General features: G+C 67.6%; 18 protein-coding genes and 1 pseudogene. 12 read left to right on the forward strand and 7 right to left on the reverse strand.

All coding sequences use genetic code 11. The annotated features are described in order from the left end of the window. The first annotated feature begins 18 nt into the window (after positions 1–18). The 3 genes from WMF36_RS43725 to WMF36_RS43735 all read left to right on the forward strand — a co-directional run bounded on the left by WMF36_RS43725 (position 19) and on the right by WMF36_RS43735 (position 1,015). Positions 19–444 (forward strand): hypothetical protein, encoded by a 426-nt coding sequence (locus WMF36_RS43725; protein ID WP_437576781.1) that lies wholly within the window; start codon positions 19–21, stop codon positions 442–444. A gap of 3 nt (positions 445–447) precedes the next feature. Beyond that, the gene (locus WMF36_RS43730) at positions 448–663 is read left to right on the forward strand and encodes a hypothetical protein (protein ID WP_437576782.1); all 216 of its coding nucleotides are present in this window, start codon (positions 448–450) and stop codon (positions 661–663) included. A gap of 121 nt (positions 664–784) precedes the next feature. Continuing rightward, on the forward strand, positions 785–1,015 hold the full coding sequence (locus WMF36_RS43735; RefSeq protein ID WP_437576783.1) for a hypothetical protein: 231 nt from the start codon (positions 785–787) through the stop codon (positions 1,013–1,015). A 135-nt stretch (positions 1,016–1,150) separates the two neighbouring features. On the opposite strand, the gene WMF36_RS43740 is transcribed toward WMF36_RS43735, so the two are convergent. Both WMF36_RS43740 and WMF36_RS43745 read right to left on the reverse strand, forming a co-directional pair. After that, positions 1,151–1,948, reverse strand: a complete 798-nt coding sequence (locus tag WMF36_RS43740) for a hypothetical protein (protein ID WP_437576784.1) — start codon at positions 1,946–1,948, stop codon at positions 1,151–1,153. Between the two features lie 301 nt (positions 1,949–2,249). Further along, positions 2,250–3,188 carry a hypothetical protein gene (locus WMF36_RS43745; RefSeq protein WP_437576785.1) on the reverse strand — a complete coding sequence of 313 codons (939 nt, stop codon included), beginning with the start codon at positions 3,186–3,188 and terminating at the stop codon, positions 2,250–2,252. Positions 3,189–3,487: 299 nt separating this feature from the next. Between WMF36_RS43745 and WMF36_RS43750 the strand changes: the two are divergent. Next, positions 3,488–3,643: pseudogene (locus WMF36_RS43750) on the forward strand (tyrosine-type recombinase/integrase); the annotation flags it as partial. 372 nt (positions 3,644–4,015) lie between these two features. On the opposite strand, the gene WMF36_RS43755 reads toward WMF36_RS43750, so the two are convergent. Then, positions 4,016–4,294: a helix-turn-helix domain-containing protein gene (locus tag WMF36_RS43755; RefSeq protein WP_437576786.1), complete on the reverse strand. Its 279-nt coding sequence runs from the start codon at positions 4,292–4,294 to the stop codon at positions 4,016–4,018. Positions 4,295–4,728: 434 nt separating this feature from the next. Between WMF36_RS43755 and WMF36_RS43760 the strand changes: the two genes are divergently transcribed. The 5 genes from WMF36_RS43760 to WMF36_RS43780 all read left to right on the forward strand — a co-directional run bounded on the left by WMF36_RS43760 (position 4,729) and on the right by WMF36_RS43780 (position 7,057). After that, complete coding sequence (locus tag WMF36_RS43760) at positions 4,729–5,118, forward strand: RNA polymerase sigma factor (protein WP_437582037.1); 390 nt, start codon at positions 4,729–4,731, stop codon at positions 5,116–5,118. Beyond that, a complete protein-coding gene (locus tag WMF36_RS43765) occupies positions 5,115–5,741 on the forward strand; it encodes a JAB domain-containing protein (RefSeq protein ID WP_437576787.1) in 627 nt (208 codons plus the stop codon). The genes WMF36_RS43760 and WMF36_RS43765 overlap by 4 nt, the downstream gene beginning before the upstream one ends. 473 nt (positions 5,742–6,214) lie before the next feature. Continuing rightward, on the forward strand, positions 6,215–6,406 hold the full coding sequence (locus tag WMF36_RS43770; protein ID WP_437482659.1) for a hypothetical protein: 192 nt from the start codon (positions 6,215–6,217) through the stop codon (positions 6,404–6,406). Between the two features lie 80 nt (positions 6,407–6,486). Continuing rightward, positions 6,487–6,699: a hypothetical protein gene (locus WMF36_RS43775; RefSeq protein ID WP_437576788.1), complete on the forward strand. Its 213-nt coding sequence runs from the start codon at positions 6,487–6,489 to the stop codon at positions 6,697–6,699. Between the two features lie 106 nt (positions 6,700–6,805). After that, positions 6,806–7,057 carry a hypothetical protein gene (locus WMF36_RS43780; RefSeq protein WP_437576789.1) on the forward strand — a complete coding sequence of 84 codons (252 nt, stop codon included), beginning with the start codon at positions 6,806–6,808 and terminating at the stop codon, positions 7,055–7,057. A 160-nt stretch (positions 7,058–7,217) separates the two neighbouring features. Here the strand turns inward: WMF36_RS43780 and WMF36_RS43785 are convergent, their stop codons facing one another. Beyond that, complete coding sequence (locus WMF36_RS43785; protein WP_437576790.1) at positions 7,218–7,862, reverse strand: HNH endonuclease; 645 nt, start codon at positions 7,860–7,862, stop codon at positions 7,218–7,220. A 20-nt stretch (positions 7,863–7,882) separates the two neighbouring features. Between WMF36_RS43785 and WMF36_RS43790 the strand changes: the two genes are divergently transcribed. From WMF36_RS43790 to WMF36_RS43800, 3 genes are all read left to right on the forward strand, one after another. After that, entirely contained in the window at positions 7,883–8,020 is a 138-nt protein-coding gene (locus tag WMF36_RS43790) for a tyrosine-type recombinase/integrase (RefSeq protein ID WP_437576791.1), read from the forward strand. Positions 8,021–8,373: 353 nt separating this feature from the next. Next, a complete protein-coding gene (locus tag WMF36_RS43795; RefSeq protein WP_437576792.1) occupies positions 8,374–9,156 on the forward strand; it encodes a hypothetical protein in 783 nt (260 codons plus the stop codon). 145 nt (positions 9,157–9,301) lie between these two features. After that, positions 9,302–9,526, forward strand: coding sequence for an addiction module protein (locus tag WMF36_RS43800; RefSeq protein ID WP_437576794.1), 225 nt, complete (start codon positions 9,302–9,304; stop codon positions 9,524–9,526). Between the two features lie 314 nt (positions 9,527–9,840). Here WMF36_RS43800 and WMF36_RS43805 read toward each other — a convergent pair whose 3' ends face one another. The 3 genes from WMF36_RS43805 to WMF36_RS43815 form a co-directional block, all read right to left on the reverse strand. Beyond that, positions 9,841–11,619 (reverse strand): hypothetical protein, encoded by a 1,779-nt coding sequence (locus WMF36_RS43805; RefSeq protein ID WP_437576795.1) that lies wholly within the window; start codon positions 11,617–11,619, stop codon positions 9,841–9,843. Between the two features lie 458 nt (positions 11,620–12,077). Next, positions 12,078–13,709, reverse strand: coding sequence for a CotH kinase family protein (locus WMF36_RS43810; protein WP_437576796.1), 1,632 nt, complete (start codon positions 13,707–13,709; stop codon positions 12,078–12,080). Then, complete coding sequence (locus tag WMF36_RS43815) at positions 13,706–13,942, reverse strand: hypothetical protein (RefSeq protein ID WP_437576797.1); 237 nt, start codon at positions 13,940–13,942, stop codon at positions 13,706–13,708. Before WMF36_RS43815 ends, WMF36_RS43810 begins: the two co-directional genes overlap by 4 nt. Positions 13,943–13,953 lie beyond the last annotated feature (11 nt).

Here is a 13,953-nt window from a genome sequence, read left to right on the forward strand (position 1 = left end):
AGGGCGGAGGCTGACCCGTTGCCGCGCAGCTTCGCGGTCTCGCTCGACCGGTTGACGACGGCGGAGACCGTGATCCCCCAGATCCTGGAGGCGGGACGGCACGAGTTCGCCGCGGCGTGCGCTGACCGTCCAGAGGCGTGGATCCGGGTCTTCAACCCGCTCGACCCAGGCGCCTACGGGGACGTGCCTTGCGCCTTGATGCTCTGCGGCGAGGCAGAGGCGAGCACCGAACTGGCACCCGATGCTGACAGCGAGCCGATCGGCGCGGCTCAGCAGCCATGGAGCCCGATCGGGTTGGGGTGCGGCATCTTCATGCTCGGGGCGACGATGGTCGCGACCTCCGTGCTCTGCCCCAGGGCGAGGGACCCGCGGGACGCGCAACGCTGCTCAGACTACTCGGGCGCCGCCCTCGGCACCCTGGGAGTCTTCTGCGGCTTCATCTGAACCATGGGCAAGGTCCTGAGAACCATCGGCATCGTGGCATCCGGCGTGGCACTCGTCGCCGCGGCGGTGTTCGACGCGCCTGTCCCGCGTGGGACGCTCTCGCCCGTGGGCTGGCTCCACATCGGCCTGCCGCTCTACCTGTACGTGTTCTCGCAGTGCTGGCTCGAGGAGGGTCGGCCCCGCGAGCGGCGTGCTCGCGGGGTGCCGGACCCGGACTAGCCGCCCGGACCGCACGACGACGCGGCGAGATCGGCGGCGTGCCCTGGTCGAGGCGGCCGAGCAGATCGAGGCGCGTTACCCGCTCGCGGCGTACGAGTCGCCGGCCCTCGCGTGGGCGGCCGTGATCACCGATCACGTCTGGTGGCGCGCCACGCAGGAGCAGAACCGAGCGCTGGCAGCGCACACGCCGGTGTTCGCCTTCGAGTTCGCCGACCCCGAGCACCTGCGGCCGAGCGAGCCGCCGGAGCTCGTCAGCGTTGCGCATTGTGGCCAGGGGGACCTCATCATTCCAGACGCACCCCGGCGCCACGCCATGGTCGCGCTACAATTTTGGCTGTCCGCTAACGGCTAACCGATCACCCGCGAAGCCCGCCGACGAGACAATACGGAGCACCGTGATTCGCGATCTCGCGAGGACACTTCAACGAGGAATACGATTATCCTCGTCGTATGTTTTTGCTTGTTCGGCAACATTCACAATCAAACGCTAATTACCGTTCTTATGGTTACCAAGTCGCTTCTCGCTTTTTGCCCAGACTTCCAGAAATGCTTTCTTGGCCGCCTCGTCGTGGTCGAATGCGTATTCGAGCCACTCTTCCACGTCGCGATCGAGCGGAACCCTTCGGGGCACCGGTGCAAGGCGCTCAATCACGCGATGCGACTTATAGTGTTTTTCGAGCGTCGAGAGCCCCACCCCAAATTTCTGGCACTCGGAGAGAAGTTGCCCGATCCGAACATCAGAAACATCGAACGCCCCATGCCACTCCAGCACAACATATGCTTGATGTGCAAAGGACGCATGGGAGGCAGCCTCGAAGACGCACGTTACACTATGATCGCCGTAGCGCTTAACTTCATAGGTCGTTACTTGGACCTCCCTCCGATGGAGCCATCGGTGAACTTCGACAGCCACTGCGGTCACATCAGGATTCTTCCACTGTCCACGCTTTCGGAAGCGACCAGTGTCGAACGCTATCGCAAGATCGTTATCGAATTCCTTGTCTAGCGCACTGACAAGGAGAGGGTACAGCTCAGACTCCTTCTCAACCTGCGAAGTCTGTTCATCATCGGGCGCAACCTGCCTCTCACCCTTTCTTGTCAGCCGAATCGCACCTCCTCGCGCCCGATACTTCTCGATTAGGCCCTCGTCGAGGAGCTCGGTTCTCACCTGGTCATAGCGCTCCTCTCCGAGGCCGAGCGTGGTCCTGATACGTTGATTGGAGAGGCCCTGCCCGGCATCTGAGAGCATTCCGAGAATTCGGTCGCGGTCCGATGTGCGTGCCATTCGTTCCTCCGCAGTGCGTCCTGTACTTAAGTGACACTATGCGCAATTCATTCGATTGGGAAGTTTCTACGAGGGCAGCGCTAAGGTCGCCTTGTGGTCCGCCGCGCCCCGCACGGAACCGCAGGCGCGGGCGGGCGCGTTCACGGCACCCGACTCCTCTGCTGCTTCGCCTGCCGAACACTGGGTTCAGCCGCGAGCGCCGAGAGCAAGCATAGCGGCCGAAGGACACCGTGCGCAGCGCCGGTGTTCGTCGGATGGAACCCAAAGTTGGACTGCTCTTCTTGCATCAGTCGTCCATTTGTCAGAGAAGTCGACTTGGCCAGATCGTTGTAGCAGGACCTCGTAGCTGGGAAAAAAGGTGCTTGCACTCAGCGCATGACAGCGCAGTCACACGACGGGCCGTCACCTGATGGGGAATAGCGCCGCCCACGCCAAGCAAATTCAGGAGCGTGACGCCAACGAAGTTGTCGAGGTCGTTCTCCCCGGGTGCACACAGGAACGGGATCTCGCCCGTGTCTGGACAGACGAGTTGAAAGACTCCCGCTCTGTACCGAATTGACACATGATCTTCAATGGCGTCAGCACCCCTGGAGTTCACCCTCAGGCCGCTGTAGCGCTCCTCGTCGTAAGCAAGGAGTGGGCCTTGAAACAGTCGAAAATTGTTACGGACGATAATATTGTTGATGTCTACTCGGCGCTTGTTCTGGATCTCCATCTGGAATTTCGCGGGATCGAAGATCGAGTCGTCTGTGCACGCGAGATAGTACCAAAAGTCCACAGTGATCCGCGTGGTCGCCGATGGTAATGACTCAAGGGCGTCACGGACAACATTCATCGTGCGATGTGCAGAGCTTCCGCTGTTAATTTCTTCGGCAACAAAAATGTCCACGGTTGCTGCATCGCGAGCGCTCGCCTCTTGAATGAGGCGATGAAACCACCCAATTAGTCGCTGTGCCGGTTGCTGTGCGTGATTGAGTCCGCCGAAGATTCGGCCGCGCATGGTGAGGTCGGACGATAGGTTCAAGTAGCAGAAAAAATCATGCCCGCCTCGGAGGAAGAAGAGCGCATCATCGAACCACACAATGGCGTCTTCCTGCGTTGCGTTCTCCTTCATGGATCGCAAAAGAAGTGCATACTTGAAGAAGTCGTGCGCATTGAGCGACTGGTCGTCGCCCTCGACGGGGGGCGTGCTGCGCCAGATGTCGGGGATCGGTCTGGTCTCCCATTCGGCCGACGGCACCGCCTGACCGGGAACATGGGGCCTCGAGGTAGTGCCAGATCGCGAGATGATTGCTCCGCACCGCCGGCACTCTTCAGCGAGCAGCCCGTTTCGTGTCTTGCACTCTACGCAAAGGATCGGACAGCCCATGACTTCTCCGGCAATACGTTTCTGCCTGTCCAACGGCCTAGGCCTCACCCGCGCACCGTCGGGTGCAGGCCATTGTTGGGCGGCATCATTCGCGGAATCGCTCAGTCACCGATCACCTCAGATGCCGTTCTCGCGTGGGCGGCTTTCTGCAGCCACCGTTTCGCCAATCCCTCCGCCGCAGCTTCGCGGCCCACCTGCTCGAGGCGGGCACCGACATCCGAACGATCCAGACATTGCTCGGCCACAAGGATGTGCGGACCACGATGATCTACACCCACATCGTCGACCGTGGCCCTCTCGGCGTGATCAGTCCTCTCGACCGCTGACCGCCGCTTCCGCGTGGAGCGCCTTGAACTCCGACCCCACCCCCTCGTGCCGCCCCCACGCATCGTGGAAAGATAGCGTATCCGACGGCTGCCCCGCCTTGTCAAGGAGGCCAGCGCAGGACCGTGCGGGCTCTACACGGGACGAAGGCGCGAGCGGGCCCTCGATGCCGTACCCCTCCGAAGCGAAGAAGTGGCCCTGCAACGGCCTGGCTGATCAGCGGCGGGGCTGTTCAGATTGCCGCAGCTTGCCGAGTTCTCCACCACGCGGGACGGCGTTCGAGGCCGCAGCAGAGCACGCGCCGACGATGAGCCAAGTGGAGAAGCGCGCGGATGGCCGCGGGCTGTCGAGATGCGGGCACCGGGGAATGGTCGTCACGTGCCGGCGGGACGCTTGCGCGGCCGGCCGCGCTTGATCTCCGGCATCTCCGCAGGCCGGAGGAGCACCCCAGGTGACACGTCGAGTGCGTTCGCGAGCCGAACGAGCGCGCCCAGGCTCACGCTTTGCCGCATGCCTTCGATGTCCTGCAACGTCCGGAGATCGAGCCCGGCAGCTTCCGCAAGGCCCTCCTGGGTCATGCCGCGCTTCTGGCGCAGACGCCGGAGGTTCGCGGCGATGTAGACCAGAATGGTGTCCAGAGTGAGCGTTCGCACCAGGTCGGCGTACACCCTTGCCCGGTCCAGAATAACGCGGCCCTACCGTGCTTTTCCTTGACGCTTCCTGCCGGCAGCCCGTAGGGTTGCAGGACCACGAATAGTACCGCCCGCGGGTGCTGGTAACACCCCGGGCGGCGTGGCCGAACCCCGCAGACACGAGGTCCGACATGGGAACAGTACGTTCACGCCCTGAACAGGGCCAAGAGATCGATCCGCCCTCTCGCCGCCGCGTCCGCTCCGGCGCTCCACGCCCGCTCGGGCAATGGCGTGGCAAGCGCGGGTCTCCCGCCGCGCATCCCGCCGTCTACTTGGACGTCAGCGCGATCCTCGATCAAACGCCCTTGATCCGCCGCACCCTCCGCGCCCGCGGCGTTCTCCCCGCCGATCTCGACGACCTCACGCAGGACACCGTCCTCGGCGCCTGGCGCAGCATGCGCGCTGGCCGCTTCCGTCCGTCCCCCGCTCTTCCTCCCGCCGACGCCCTCCGCGTCTGGCTCGCCGGCATCGCCTCGCGGCAGGCCTCTCACTACCGCGACAAGGCCTACCGCCGCCACGAACTCCCTGCGGTCGACCCTGACCGCCTCTCCGCCTTCGCCGCCCCCTCTCCCGAGGCCCGCCTCGTCGCCCGCGGCCTCCTCCGCGCCTTCTACCGTCTCCGTCCCGAGCTTCGCGAGCTCCTGTCGCTTGCCGCCACCGGCCTCTCCCTGCACGAGATCGCCGCTTCCCTCTCGCTCCCGCGCCCCACGGTCGCCACCCGCCTCCGCCTCGCGCGCCGCCTCTTCGCCCGCGCCCTCACCCGCTCTCGGAGGTGGCCCCGATGAGCCGCGCCCCCGTCGACGCCCCCGCCGAGACGGCGGCCGAGCTGCCGAGCGCGACCGAGGCCGCCCTCCTCGAGATGGTGCTCGGCCTGCCCGGCGTCGGCCCTCGCATCCTCGGCACGGCCGCTCTCCCCTCCCTCGGCCGCCTCTCTCCCGCGGCCCTCGCCGAGCGCACTCAGATCGCGCTCTTCGACGCCACCCGCCTCGCCGCCGCCTTCGAGCTCGGCCGCCGCTACCACGCCGCCCGCGCGCGCCGGGGAGCGCTCCTCACCGACGCCGCCCGCGTGGCGCGTTACTTCGGCCCGAGGCTCGCTTCGCTCGTCCACGAGGAGCTCTGGATCGCGGCGCTCGACAGCCACGGCCGCGTCCGCGAGACGCGCCTGCTCGCCCGCGGTTCCGACGACGCCCTCTACGCCGGCCGCGCAACCATCCTGCGCACCGCGCTGGACATGGCCGCTCAGAGCTTCGTCCTGGCCCATAACCACCCCAGCGGCGACCCCACGCCCACCCGCGAGGACGAAGCGATGACCCTGGAGCTGCGCCACCTCTCCTCGGAGCTGCACGTCCCGCTCACCGCCCACGTCATCGTCACGCCCAGCGGCCGCTACGCCGCCGTCCACGAGTAGGCCATCGCGAGAGTAGGTCCTCGCGGAAGGCTGCGCCCCTGCGCATCCGCCAGCCAGCCTCCAGCGCACCGCCCCGGCCGGCAGCTCCGCACCCCTCCGACGCGGCACGGGCTCCGAAGCACGTGGCGCCACCGCGCGCCCCGACCCAGGGCACCGCGCCCCGGTCGACCCGCGCCGGCGCGCCGCCTCCGGCGACCGCCGGCGCGCCGGCGTCCTCACCGGGCGCCGGGTAGCATGAGCCCGACGCACGACCGTCGGCGACGGCGGGCCCGGCGGCAGGGGGCTCGTGGATGAGCCGGCGTTCCACCTCGGCCCGCGGCCCGACATGGGAAGGTGAGGGCCGAGCTGTTCAACGCGGTGGAACTCGACCTGGCGGCGATCTGGCCGAGCCGAGATGACGAGTTGGTGCGCAGCGGTTCGCCGCGAGGCCGGGGCTCGTCCATCGCAGCAAAGCGTGGTACGCTCCATCCACGATGGTCGATCCTGAAGCGACACCTCCGGTCTACAACGAGGACGGTGTCGACCTCACGCTCATCCGCTGGATGCTGAGCCTCACTCCAGCAGAACGGATCGCCACCCTCCAGGCCCACATCGACTTCGTCACGCTCGCCCGAGAGAGCAGGCGAGCGCGAGAGCCGCATGCCCGCGTCGACGAAGATCGCTGATCTGCTCGGGGTGCTCGCCCGGCATCGAGTCGAATTCATCGCCGTCGGTGGCGTCGCCGCCGTGATTCACGGAGCGCAACATGGGAGCGCTCGATCTTCTGGGCACGATCGAGGAAGAGACGTCGTATGAGGAGCTGTTGGCCGATTGCGAGGAGCTGGATCTCGGCGAAATTCCGATACGCGTCATCACGCTCGAACGGCTCATCGCGATCAAGGAGAAGCTCACCCGTCCCAAGGATCAGGTGATGCTCCTGGTGCTTCGCGCGACGCTCGACGAACGGAGACGAAGCTGATCGTCGCGCTCAGGGGGCGTAAACCCCCGACCGTCGTCCGCCCGCCTCGCGAGGGACCGGCGGCGAGCGCTTCCCGTGCGAGCGGTTTCTGCTAGGCTCGTGGTGTATGTCGATGGTCGACACCTCGCCGCAAGCGGATGCACGCTACCATGAGCTGCTCCGGCGCATGCCTCCGGAAAAGCGGCTCGAGGCTGCGATTCGGCTGAGTCAGGCGGTCCGTGAGCTGGCCGTCGCGAGCATCCGTGCTCGCCACCCAGGGGCGGACGACCAGGAGCTTCGCGTCCGCCTTACGGTGAGACTGTACGGGCGCGATTGCGCGCGCCGGCTGTTCGGTCACGTGCCGGCCGACGCCACGTGACCTCATGAGCAGCTCGACGGATGACGATCGTCACCGCACGCCGGCGCTGGGCCCAGGTGGGCTGGCACCCGCCCGCGTAGCGCTGGCTACCCCCTGATCGAGATGGTGCTCGGCCGTAACCGCCTCCGCGCGGACGATCGCGATGCCGCTGGCCGGGCGCTCACTTCATGCCACCGAATTCGCTGGGTTGGGGATATTTTACGGGGACGTGCTCAATCGAGAACGTCACCGATGGCTTGTCGACGAGATTCGCGCCCATGATTTGACGTGCGTCCGCCTCCGCCATCGCGAGTTTCAGGTATCGGCGCAACAAGAGCAACGGAGGAAACTTCTCCCTGGATGCGTACCACTCGAGCAGGTCTCGTGCACTCTTGCTGCTGTTGCAGGAGCGGCACGCCCAGACCAAGTTGTCGCCTGATTCGGGACCACCTCGATGTCTAGGGATCAGATGGTCACCATGGAGCTTTGGCGGCGGCGTAGCGCCGCAGTAGACGCAACGATCACTCGGCGTGTCGCGAACATCGGCGAAGAGCGAGCCGACCTTCATGGTGCCCGCGCGAAGCCCCTTGAACAGCTTTGCGCGGATCATCCAGCAGCGAGTGTCGTAGCGCGCGATCCCGGCCTCCTCAGCGGCACACGCGGACGCGAGACAGGCGTACGACCAATAGAGCAACTCGCCAACGGTATCGACCTGGCCGGTTCGCTTTTTCGTCGGAGTAGGTGCAGCCCGTTCCGAGGAGTTCGAGTCCAGTGAGCGCTCCGCGGCGCGGGCCTTCCGTCCTCGGGATTTGGTATGTTCTTCCATGACTCTTTCGGGATGATGGGGTGTTAATATTCACGGTCTGCGCCCCAGTTTCTGCCGGACGCGCGGAGGGGCTCGCCAGGCGCACGCCATGCCACACGCTCCGCCACAGCTTCGCGACGCACCTGCTCCAGGCGGGGACCGACATCCAGACGATTTAGATACTGCTCGGCCACAAGGATGTGCGAGCGACGACGATCTACACCCACGTCGTCGACGACGGCCCTCGCGGCGTCATCCGTCCTCAGGGCCGCTGATCGCCGCCCCCACGTGGAGCGCCTTGACCCCCGACCCCACCGCGTCGTGCCGTCTCCACGCATCCTGAAAAGATAGCGTATCCGAGGGCTACCCCGCCTTGTCAAGGAGACCAGCACAGGCGCACGCGGGCTCCGCCGCAGACTCGAGGTGGTGCTCGGCCTCTCCGGTGTCGGCCGCGCATCCTCGGCTCGCCCGCCCTGCCGTGAGCGCCCAGGCTCCTCGCTGCCAGGCTCCGCGGAGATTATGCTGCGCCGCCATGCGCGTCCTCCAGCTCGGCCTTCCCTCCTTCCTCGCTCTCCTCACGCTCGGGTGCCTGGGATCGTCCGGCGCCGCGTCCTCGCATCCCTCGGCGTCGACGGGCTACTCCGCGTCGGTCGGATCGTCGCTGTCGAGCGGCATGGGCGCCGTCAGCGCGGTGTCTCCGAGGGCGAGCCCGGGCGGCTTCGTCGTCCGGCCCGATACGATCGAGATCACGTTCGTGCTCACGGGCCGCGGCGCCGATCCGCGCGCGATCCTGGCGGATCTCAAGACGCGCGCGCAGGCGATCACGCAGCTGCTCGGGGAGGCCGCCGGCTCCCCGGTCACGAGCAAGATGCGCGGAGTGTCCACGTCCGCGGACGGGAGCGAGCTCGGCGAACCGGCCGTCTACGTGGTTCGCGTCGACGGCTCGATCGACGTCGCTCTCGCGGCGGAGCAGGACTACTGGGCACGGAGCGGTCTATGGGTGTCGCTCGTTGCGGCGACGCGCGATCTCGTCGCGGCCACGAAGTCCTCCAAGACGGGCCTCGACCTCGGCTTCTCCGCGCCGCGTCCCCTGCTGAAGGACGCCGAGGAGCTCCGCCCGAAGCTCCTGGAGCTGTGGACGGAGAGGGCCCGTCAGCTCGCGAAGATCGCCCAGTCGGACAAGGCTCCTCTCGCGATCGTGGACTGCGCGCCTCCGGGCGACATCGACCAGCGCGTCGTCTCGCTCGAAGAGATCTCCCTGAGCCTGCCGGTGAACTGCAAGCTCAGCTCCACCGCTGCCGCGCTCGCGCCGTGAGGCGCTCTCCGATCCGTCATCTCCCCGGGAAAACGATGACGGCGTACTCCGGGGCCATGACGCCGCCCTCGGAGAGCACGGGAGCAGCGGAGTCCACCGCGGAGTTGTCGCGGCGAGACGTGAGCCACGCGGTACAATCCCCCCGGTGAACCTTCCCGAGCTGGAAACCGAAGCCCTGAAGCTGCCCGTCGCGGAGCGCGCACGTCTCGCAGAGACGCTTCTGGAAAGCTTGGATGAGCTCTCCGAGGAGGAGCACAGGCGCCTCTGGACCGAGGAAGCGACACGCCGGGACGCAGAGCTCGACGCAGATCCGTCCAGGGGGCGATCGGCCGAGGACGTCTTTCGTGAAGCCCGCACGCGGCTCCGGTGACGCTTCCGGTCATCGTTCACGACCTGGCCGAGGTCGAGCTGAACGAGGCGGGTGTCCTCGGCGCGCTTCTTCGTCTTGGTTCAGGGGGCCATGGCGTCCCCCTGGCGCGTTCAAGGTTGATGATGGCTTCGCCACCATGGAATGATGAGACGGCCATCATTCCATCCTGGAGCGTCCATCGTCGAAGCCTGCGGGGCCAACCCCGGAGCAAGGTCCGGCCAACCTTCCGCATGGGTCAGCAACGTCGCGAAGGTCGCGAAGGTGCTGGAGGGGATCCAGCCTGCGGGAAGTTGCTGAAGCCGCGCGAGGGCGCTTCAGCGCCGGACGAAACGGTAGCGCTCGGGCCCACCGTAGATGCACAGCTCGCGCTCCGTCTTGTCCCACGTGTCGCCCCAGAGCCGCGCGCGCACCACGACGGGCTCCTCCGGCGCGGGCGGCGACGGATCCCCCTTCACACCGGACACCGCGACTGCGGCATCGGGTGCAACCTGGAGCGCCACCTGGAGGGCGAGCACCAGGTCTCCCTCGGCGCGCGCAGCGATTCTCGTTCGCGGTTTGCCGTCATACGGGTCCGCCGCGACATCGAGCACCGAGACGCCATCGCGGTACCACATCGAGGCATGCTGGTCCGTGCCCTCCGGCACCGGCACGGCGCCCAGCGCCGCCGCAACAGCCAGGCCGGCACGCGCCTGGATCTGGCAGGAGCACGGGAGCTCGCCCTCGTCCGCGCTGGCAGCGCCGAGGCGCTCGAGGCACACCGGCCAGGAGACGGCGATCGGCGTGGGCTCGAGGTGCTCGTCCTCCAGGTGCACCGTGCCCTCGGCGTCGACGGCGTAGCTGACGCTGCCCAGGATCTCGGCGCCGATCGGGACGAGCTGGCTCTCGTCCACGCTCGCGGCGTCCCTGGCCGCTGGCCGGTCCGGCCACGCGCCGACGATGCCGAACGGCCCCCACTGCAAGTTGGAAAAGCTGAGGCCGCCCAGGCGCTCTTCGAAGTCGAGAGCCGCCTCGTGCGCCGGGAGCTCCCAGCAGGAGAGCAGGTGCTCGAGCGACGCCCGCGCGCCCTTGCGCCGAGGGTCGACTCGCGCGCCGAGCCGCAAGAGCCCGCGTACGGCGCGGGGCGTGAGCAGCGGGCGCAGCGTGTCCTCGGCGCCGGTGAAGTCACGAATGCGCGCACCCCGGTCGTCGACCGTCTCCCAGGACAGCAGCGTGCCCGCGAAGATCCGTGTTTGCTCCAGGCGCGGAGGCCCTGGCGGCGCCCACACGTGGCCGGAGGTGCCCTGCTCCCCAGCGCCCGCGACGAGCGCCACCGCGCCGCCTTCGAGGAGCGCTTCAGGAGACGGCGCCGCCGGCGCGCACCTCGGCGGTTCGATCTGCAGCTCGGGGGCGGCTGTCGTGAGCTCCGCGCCGGTCGCTCGGCACGCCAAGCCCGCGGCGCGCAGCGCGGCGACCGCGTCCTCCAGGACGGGGGTCCACACGAGCGTGTCGCTCTCCCCCTCGTCCCGGAGCGGGTGTCCGTCAGCGATGACGAGCGAGCCGCGGCGGAAGAAGCGGTGAAAGCCGTCCGTGGCCTCGACGGCAGGCTTCGCCCCGAGCGCTCCCGCGAGCGCCGCACCCACGTACGGCCGGAGCCGCAAGCGCAGCGCCCCTTTCGCGAGCGGCTCGACGCTGGCGAGGAGGGCGATCTTCTCGAGCAGCGTCCAGGGGCTCGTGGCCACCGGGGTGAGCTCCTTGTCTCGCGGCGCGGCGCGCATCCGGTAGAGCACGCCGCGGGCATCGATGAAGTACACGGCTCCTCGGCTGCAGCCGACGGGGACGGCAACTTCTCCGTCGGGCGTTCGCCTGGCCGGCCAGTGCACTATCTGGCGCGCTGACGAGAAGGTGAGCGAGAGCCCGAGCACAGAGAGGCCGCCGACGTCACGGTGAAACTGGAGCGCGGAGTCGAGCTCCGGGAGCCCCTTGCCGCGCAGGACGGCCCGGAGCGATGCTTCGTCCACACGGCCAGCCTCTTCGATATGCGCGCCCCCGGCAGTCAGCATGCGCCGCGCGTGCTCGGACAGCCTCTCCAGGACGACGTTCAGCACATCTGCCACCTGCGTGCTCATATCACACCGGCCTTCCGTAGTCTTCGTGACGCTGGTAGCTCACGTCCTTGGGAAGCGGGTCTTTGAGCCAGCTCGGATCCTTCGGGCTAGAGAAGTTCGTGGGCTCGCCAATCCCCCTCTTCGCCCCCCTCTTGCCAGTCAGCGCAGGATAGACCTGCTGGATCTTATCTGGTGTAGGTCCACCCCACTTCGAGTGCAGATCCGCGAGGAGCTGACTGCAATTGGCGCACGGGGCGCGGTCGACGGCCTCTTGGCTCCCGTTCGCCGGGTTCTGGGCGCTGACGCTCGTGATCGAGCCGAGACATTTCCCGATGTCTGCGTGGTCTTCCGGATTGTTCGGATCGAGTGGCTTGCCGTCCCGGTTGTCCTTCTCCCATTTCCGGATGTAAGCCGTGAGCGCGCGGGCGCTCCCTGCGCCGCGGCGCTCGCGGCGCGCTCCCAGTGCGTCACTGCCCGAGGAACGTGGACACGTCCTCCTGGCGCGCCCTGGCGTGAGCGACCAGCGCGTCCAGGGCCTCGTTGAACGCGGCCTCCGATTCCACGAAGGTGTGCCCCTCGATCTCGCCCTCCGGGCCGACGACGTACGGCGCCATCAGCGCGTGCGCCTCGCGGAAGCGCTGCTCGGCGGCGACCGGCTCGTACGCGACCTGCACGGTCCGGGCGAGGTGATCCCGGTAGATGTCGGCGTAGACCGGATCGTCGAGGAGGAAGCGGATCAGCGGCCAGTCGTCGGTCACCTCGTCGAGCGAGAGGGACATCCCCTGGCCGGCGTGGCCGCCCGTCATGAATGCGAAGCTGTGGTCCCAGGGGATCCACCGGAGCTGGCCGTCCCTGCCGGCGTCCGCGTACAGGTAGTAGTTGTGGGGCATCCGGCCGTACTGGTCCCAGTCCTGAAGTACGGTGTTGACGGCGAGCCACCGCAGGAAGCCCTCGACGTCAAAGCGCACCTCCAGCCCGGCGCGCCACGCCGCAGCGTCGGTCCTGTCCGCGTGCAGCGCGTCGAAGAGCGCCTGCGCGTCCGAGAAGTCGGCCTCGTCCTCGTGGTTCGCCTTGCCGAGGGTGTCGGGATCCCACGTGGCCCACGTCGCGCCAGCGCCGTCGGGCTTGTAGACGTTTCCCTCGTCGTTGCCGAACCGGGTCCTCAGGAACACCTTGTCCGAGGGGAGCTCGATCCCCGTATACAGCCCGAAGTAGATGGGCCCCTCCCCGTGGTCGATGAAGACCCGGTAGAAGGCGGTCGCAGGCACCGGGACGCCCGCCCTGCCGAAGATCTCGGTGGCGATCTTATCGCGCAGGAGCGACGGGTCCGTGGCGCCGTTGGCCAGGCTCAGGTTCTTGAAGCCGTGGAACCGCTGGTCCTTGATCTCCGGGTACTCGTGCTCGAACCTGTCGAACGCGAGCCGGAGCGGGAGCTTCCAGATGCCCTGCGACCAGGACCTGGCCAGGCTGGAGTTGCCCTTGAAACGGATGCCGACGTGGTGCCACTGCCGGTCCTCGGTCGCGACGTCGCACTCGACGTAGATGGGCGTGTCCTCGATCAGATCGACGCTGCCACCGCCCGGCCCGCCCGGCACGACGATCGGCGCGCTCGGCGCGCAGAACAGCCTGCTGTCGCTGTACTCGGCGCACGTCGCGGCGAGCTCGGAGCCCATGAACTGGATGGTGCAGGCGTCGTCGAGCGCGAGGCCATCGCACGCGTCGAAGAACGCCTGCGGCGGCGCGCCGCCGGGGCCGCCGGGGCCGCGGGGATCACCCTCGCCGAAAGGACCCACCTGCTCGGTCATGTCGTCGAGCATGGCCTGCCAGCTCTCCGGCGTGAGGGTGATGTCGAGGCGCGGCACGCGGTCCTGCGGGAACGCGGCGTCGTGGACAGGGTCTTCCTTGGCGGCGTCCTCGCCGCCCGTGCCTGCTCCGCCCGTGCCCGTGCCTTCCTCTCCCGTGGCTCCCCCTCCCGCGCCCGCGCCGGCGGTCGCCCCTGGGATCCCGCCGGTGTCAGGGGTCGATTCGCCGCAACCCTGAAGCGCCGCGGTGGCCAGCATCATGGTGGTCACCGCGGTTGTAAGAAATCTGATCTTCATGGGGTCTCTCCCGTGCGTGGTCCCGCGCAGATGCTGTGGCGGGATCGTGTTACCGGCTGCCCGAACTCCTTGTCGTCCGGGTGCTCGGCGAAGATCGGGGCGGTCAGATCCTCGAGAAAGAAGAGCTGGGAGGTGAGGTACTCCTGGCCTCCGAGGCGCACGGTGAAGTGGATGTGACTACCCTTCGCGCGCTGCTCAGCTCCGCGGACCCCCTCTCCGCCTCGTTCGGCCACGGCGAAGGCGC

This window comes from Sorangium sp. So ce887 (assembly GCF_051521455.1).
Classification (GTDB): Bacteria; Myxococcota_A; Polyangia; order Polyangiales; family Polyangiaceae; genus Sorangium.

What these genes read in the sequence shown, in the direction of transcription:
- WMF36_RS43760 (WP_437582037.1), top strand. Translation starts at nt 4,729, where the DNA reads ATGCGCGCTGGCCGCTTCCGTCCGTCCCCCGCTCTTCCTCCCGCCGAC.
- WMF36_RS43780 (WP_437576789.1), top strand. Translation starts at nt 6,806, where the DNA reads ATGTCGATGGTCGACACCTCGCCGCAAGCGGATGCACGCTACCATGAG.
- WMF36_RS43775 (WP_437576788.1), top strand. Translation starts at nt 6,487, where the DNA reads ATGGGAGCGCTCGATCTTCTGGGCACGATCGAGGAAGAGACGTCGTAT.
- WMF36_RS43765 (WP_437576787.1), top strand. Translation starts at nt 5,115, where the DNA reads ATGAGCCGCGCCCCCGTCGACGCCCCCGCCGAGACGGCGGCCGAGCTG.
- WMF36_RS43785 (WP_437576790.1), bottom strand. Translation starts at nt 7,862, where the DNA reads ATGGAAGAACATACCAAATCCCGAGGACGGAAGGCCCGCGCCGCGGAG.
- WMF36_RS43810 (WP_437576796.1), bottom strand. Translation starts at nt 13,709, where the DNA reads ATGAAGATCAGATTTCTTACAACCGCGGTGACCACCATGATGCTGGCC.
- WMF36_RS43740 (WP_437576784.1), bottom strand. Translation starts at nt 1,948, where the DNA reads ATGGCACGCACATCGGACCGCGACCGAATTCTCGGAATGCTCTCAGAT.
- WMF36_RS43795 (WP_437576792.1), top strand. Translation starts at nt 8,374, where the DNA reads ATGCGCGTCCTCCAGCTCGGCCTTCCCTCCTTCCTCGCTCTCCTCACG.
- WMF36_RS43730 (WP_437576782.1), top strand. Translation starts at nt 448, where the DNA reads ATGGGCAAGGTCCTGAGAACCATCGGCATCGTGGCATCCGGCGTGGCA.
- WMF36_RS43770 (WP_437482659.1), top strand. Translation starts at nt 6,215, where the DNA reads ATGGTCGATCCTGAAGCGACACCTCCGGTCTACAACGAGGACGGTGTC.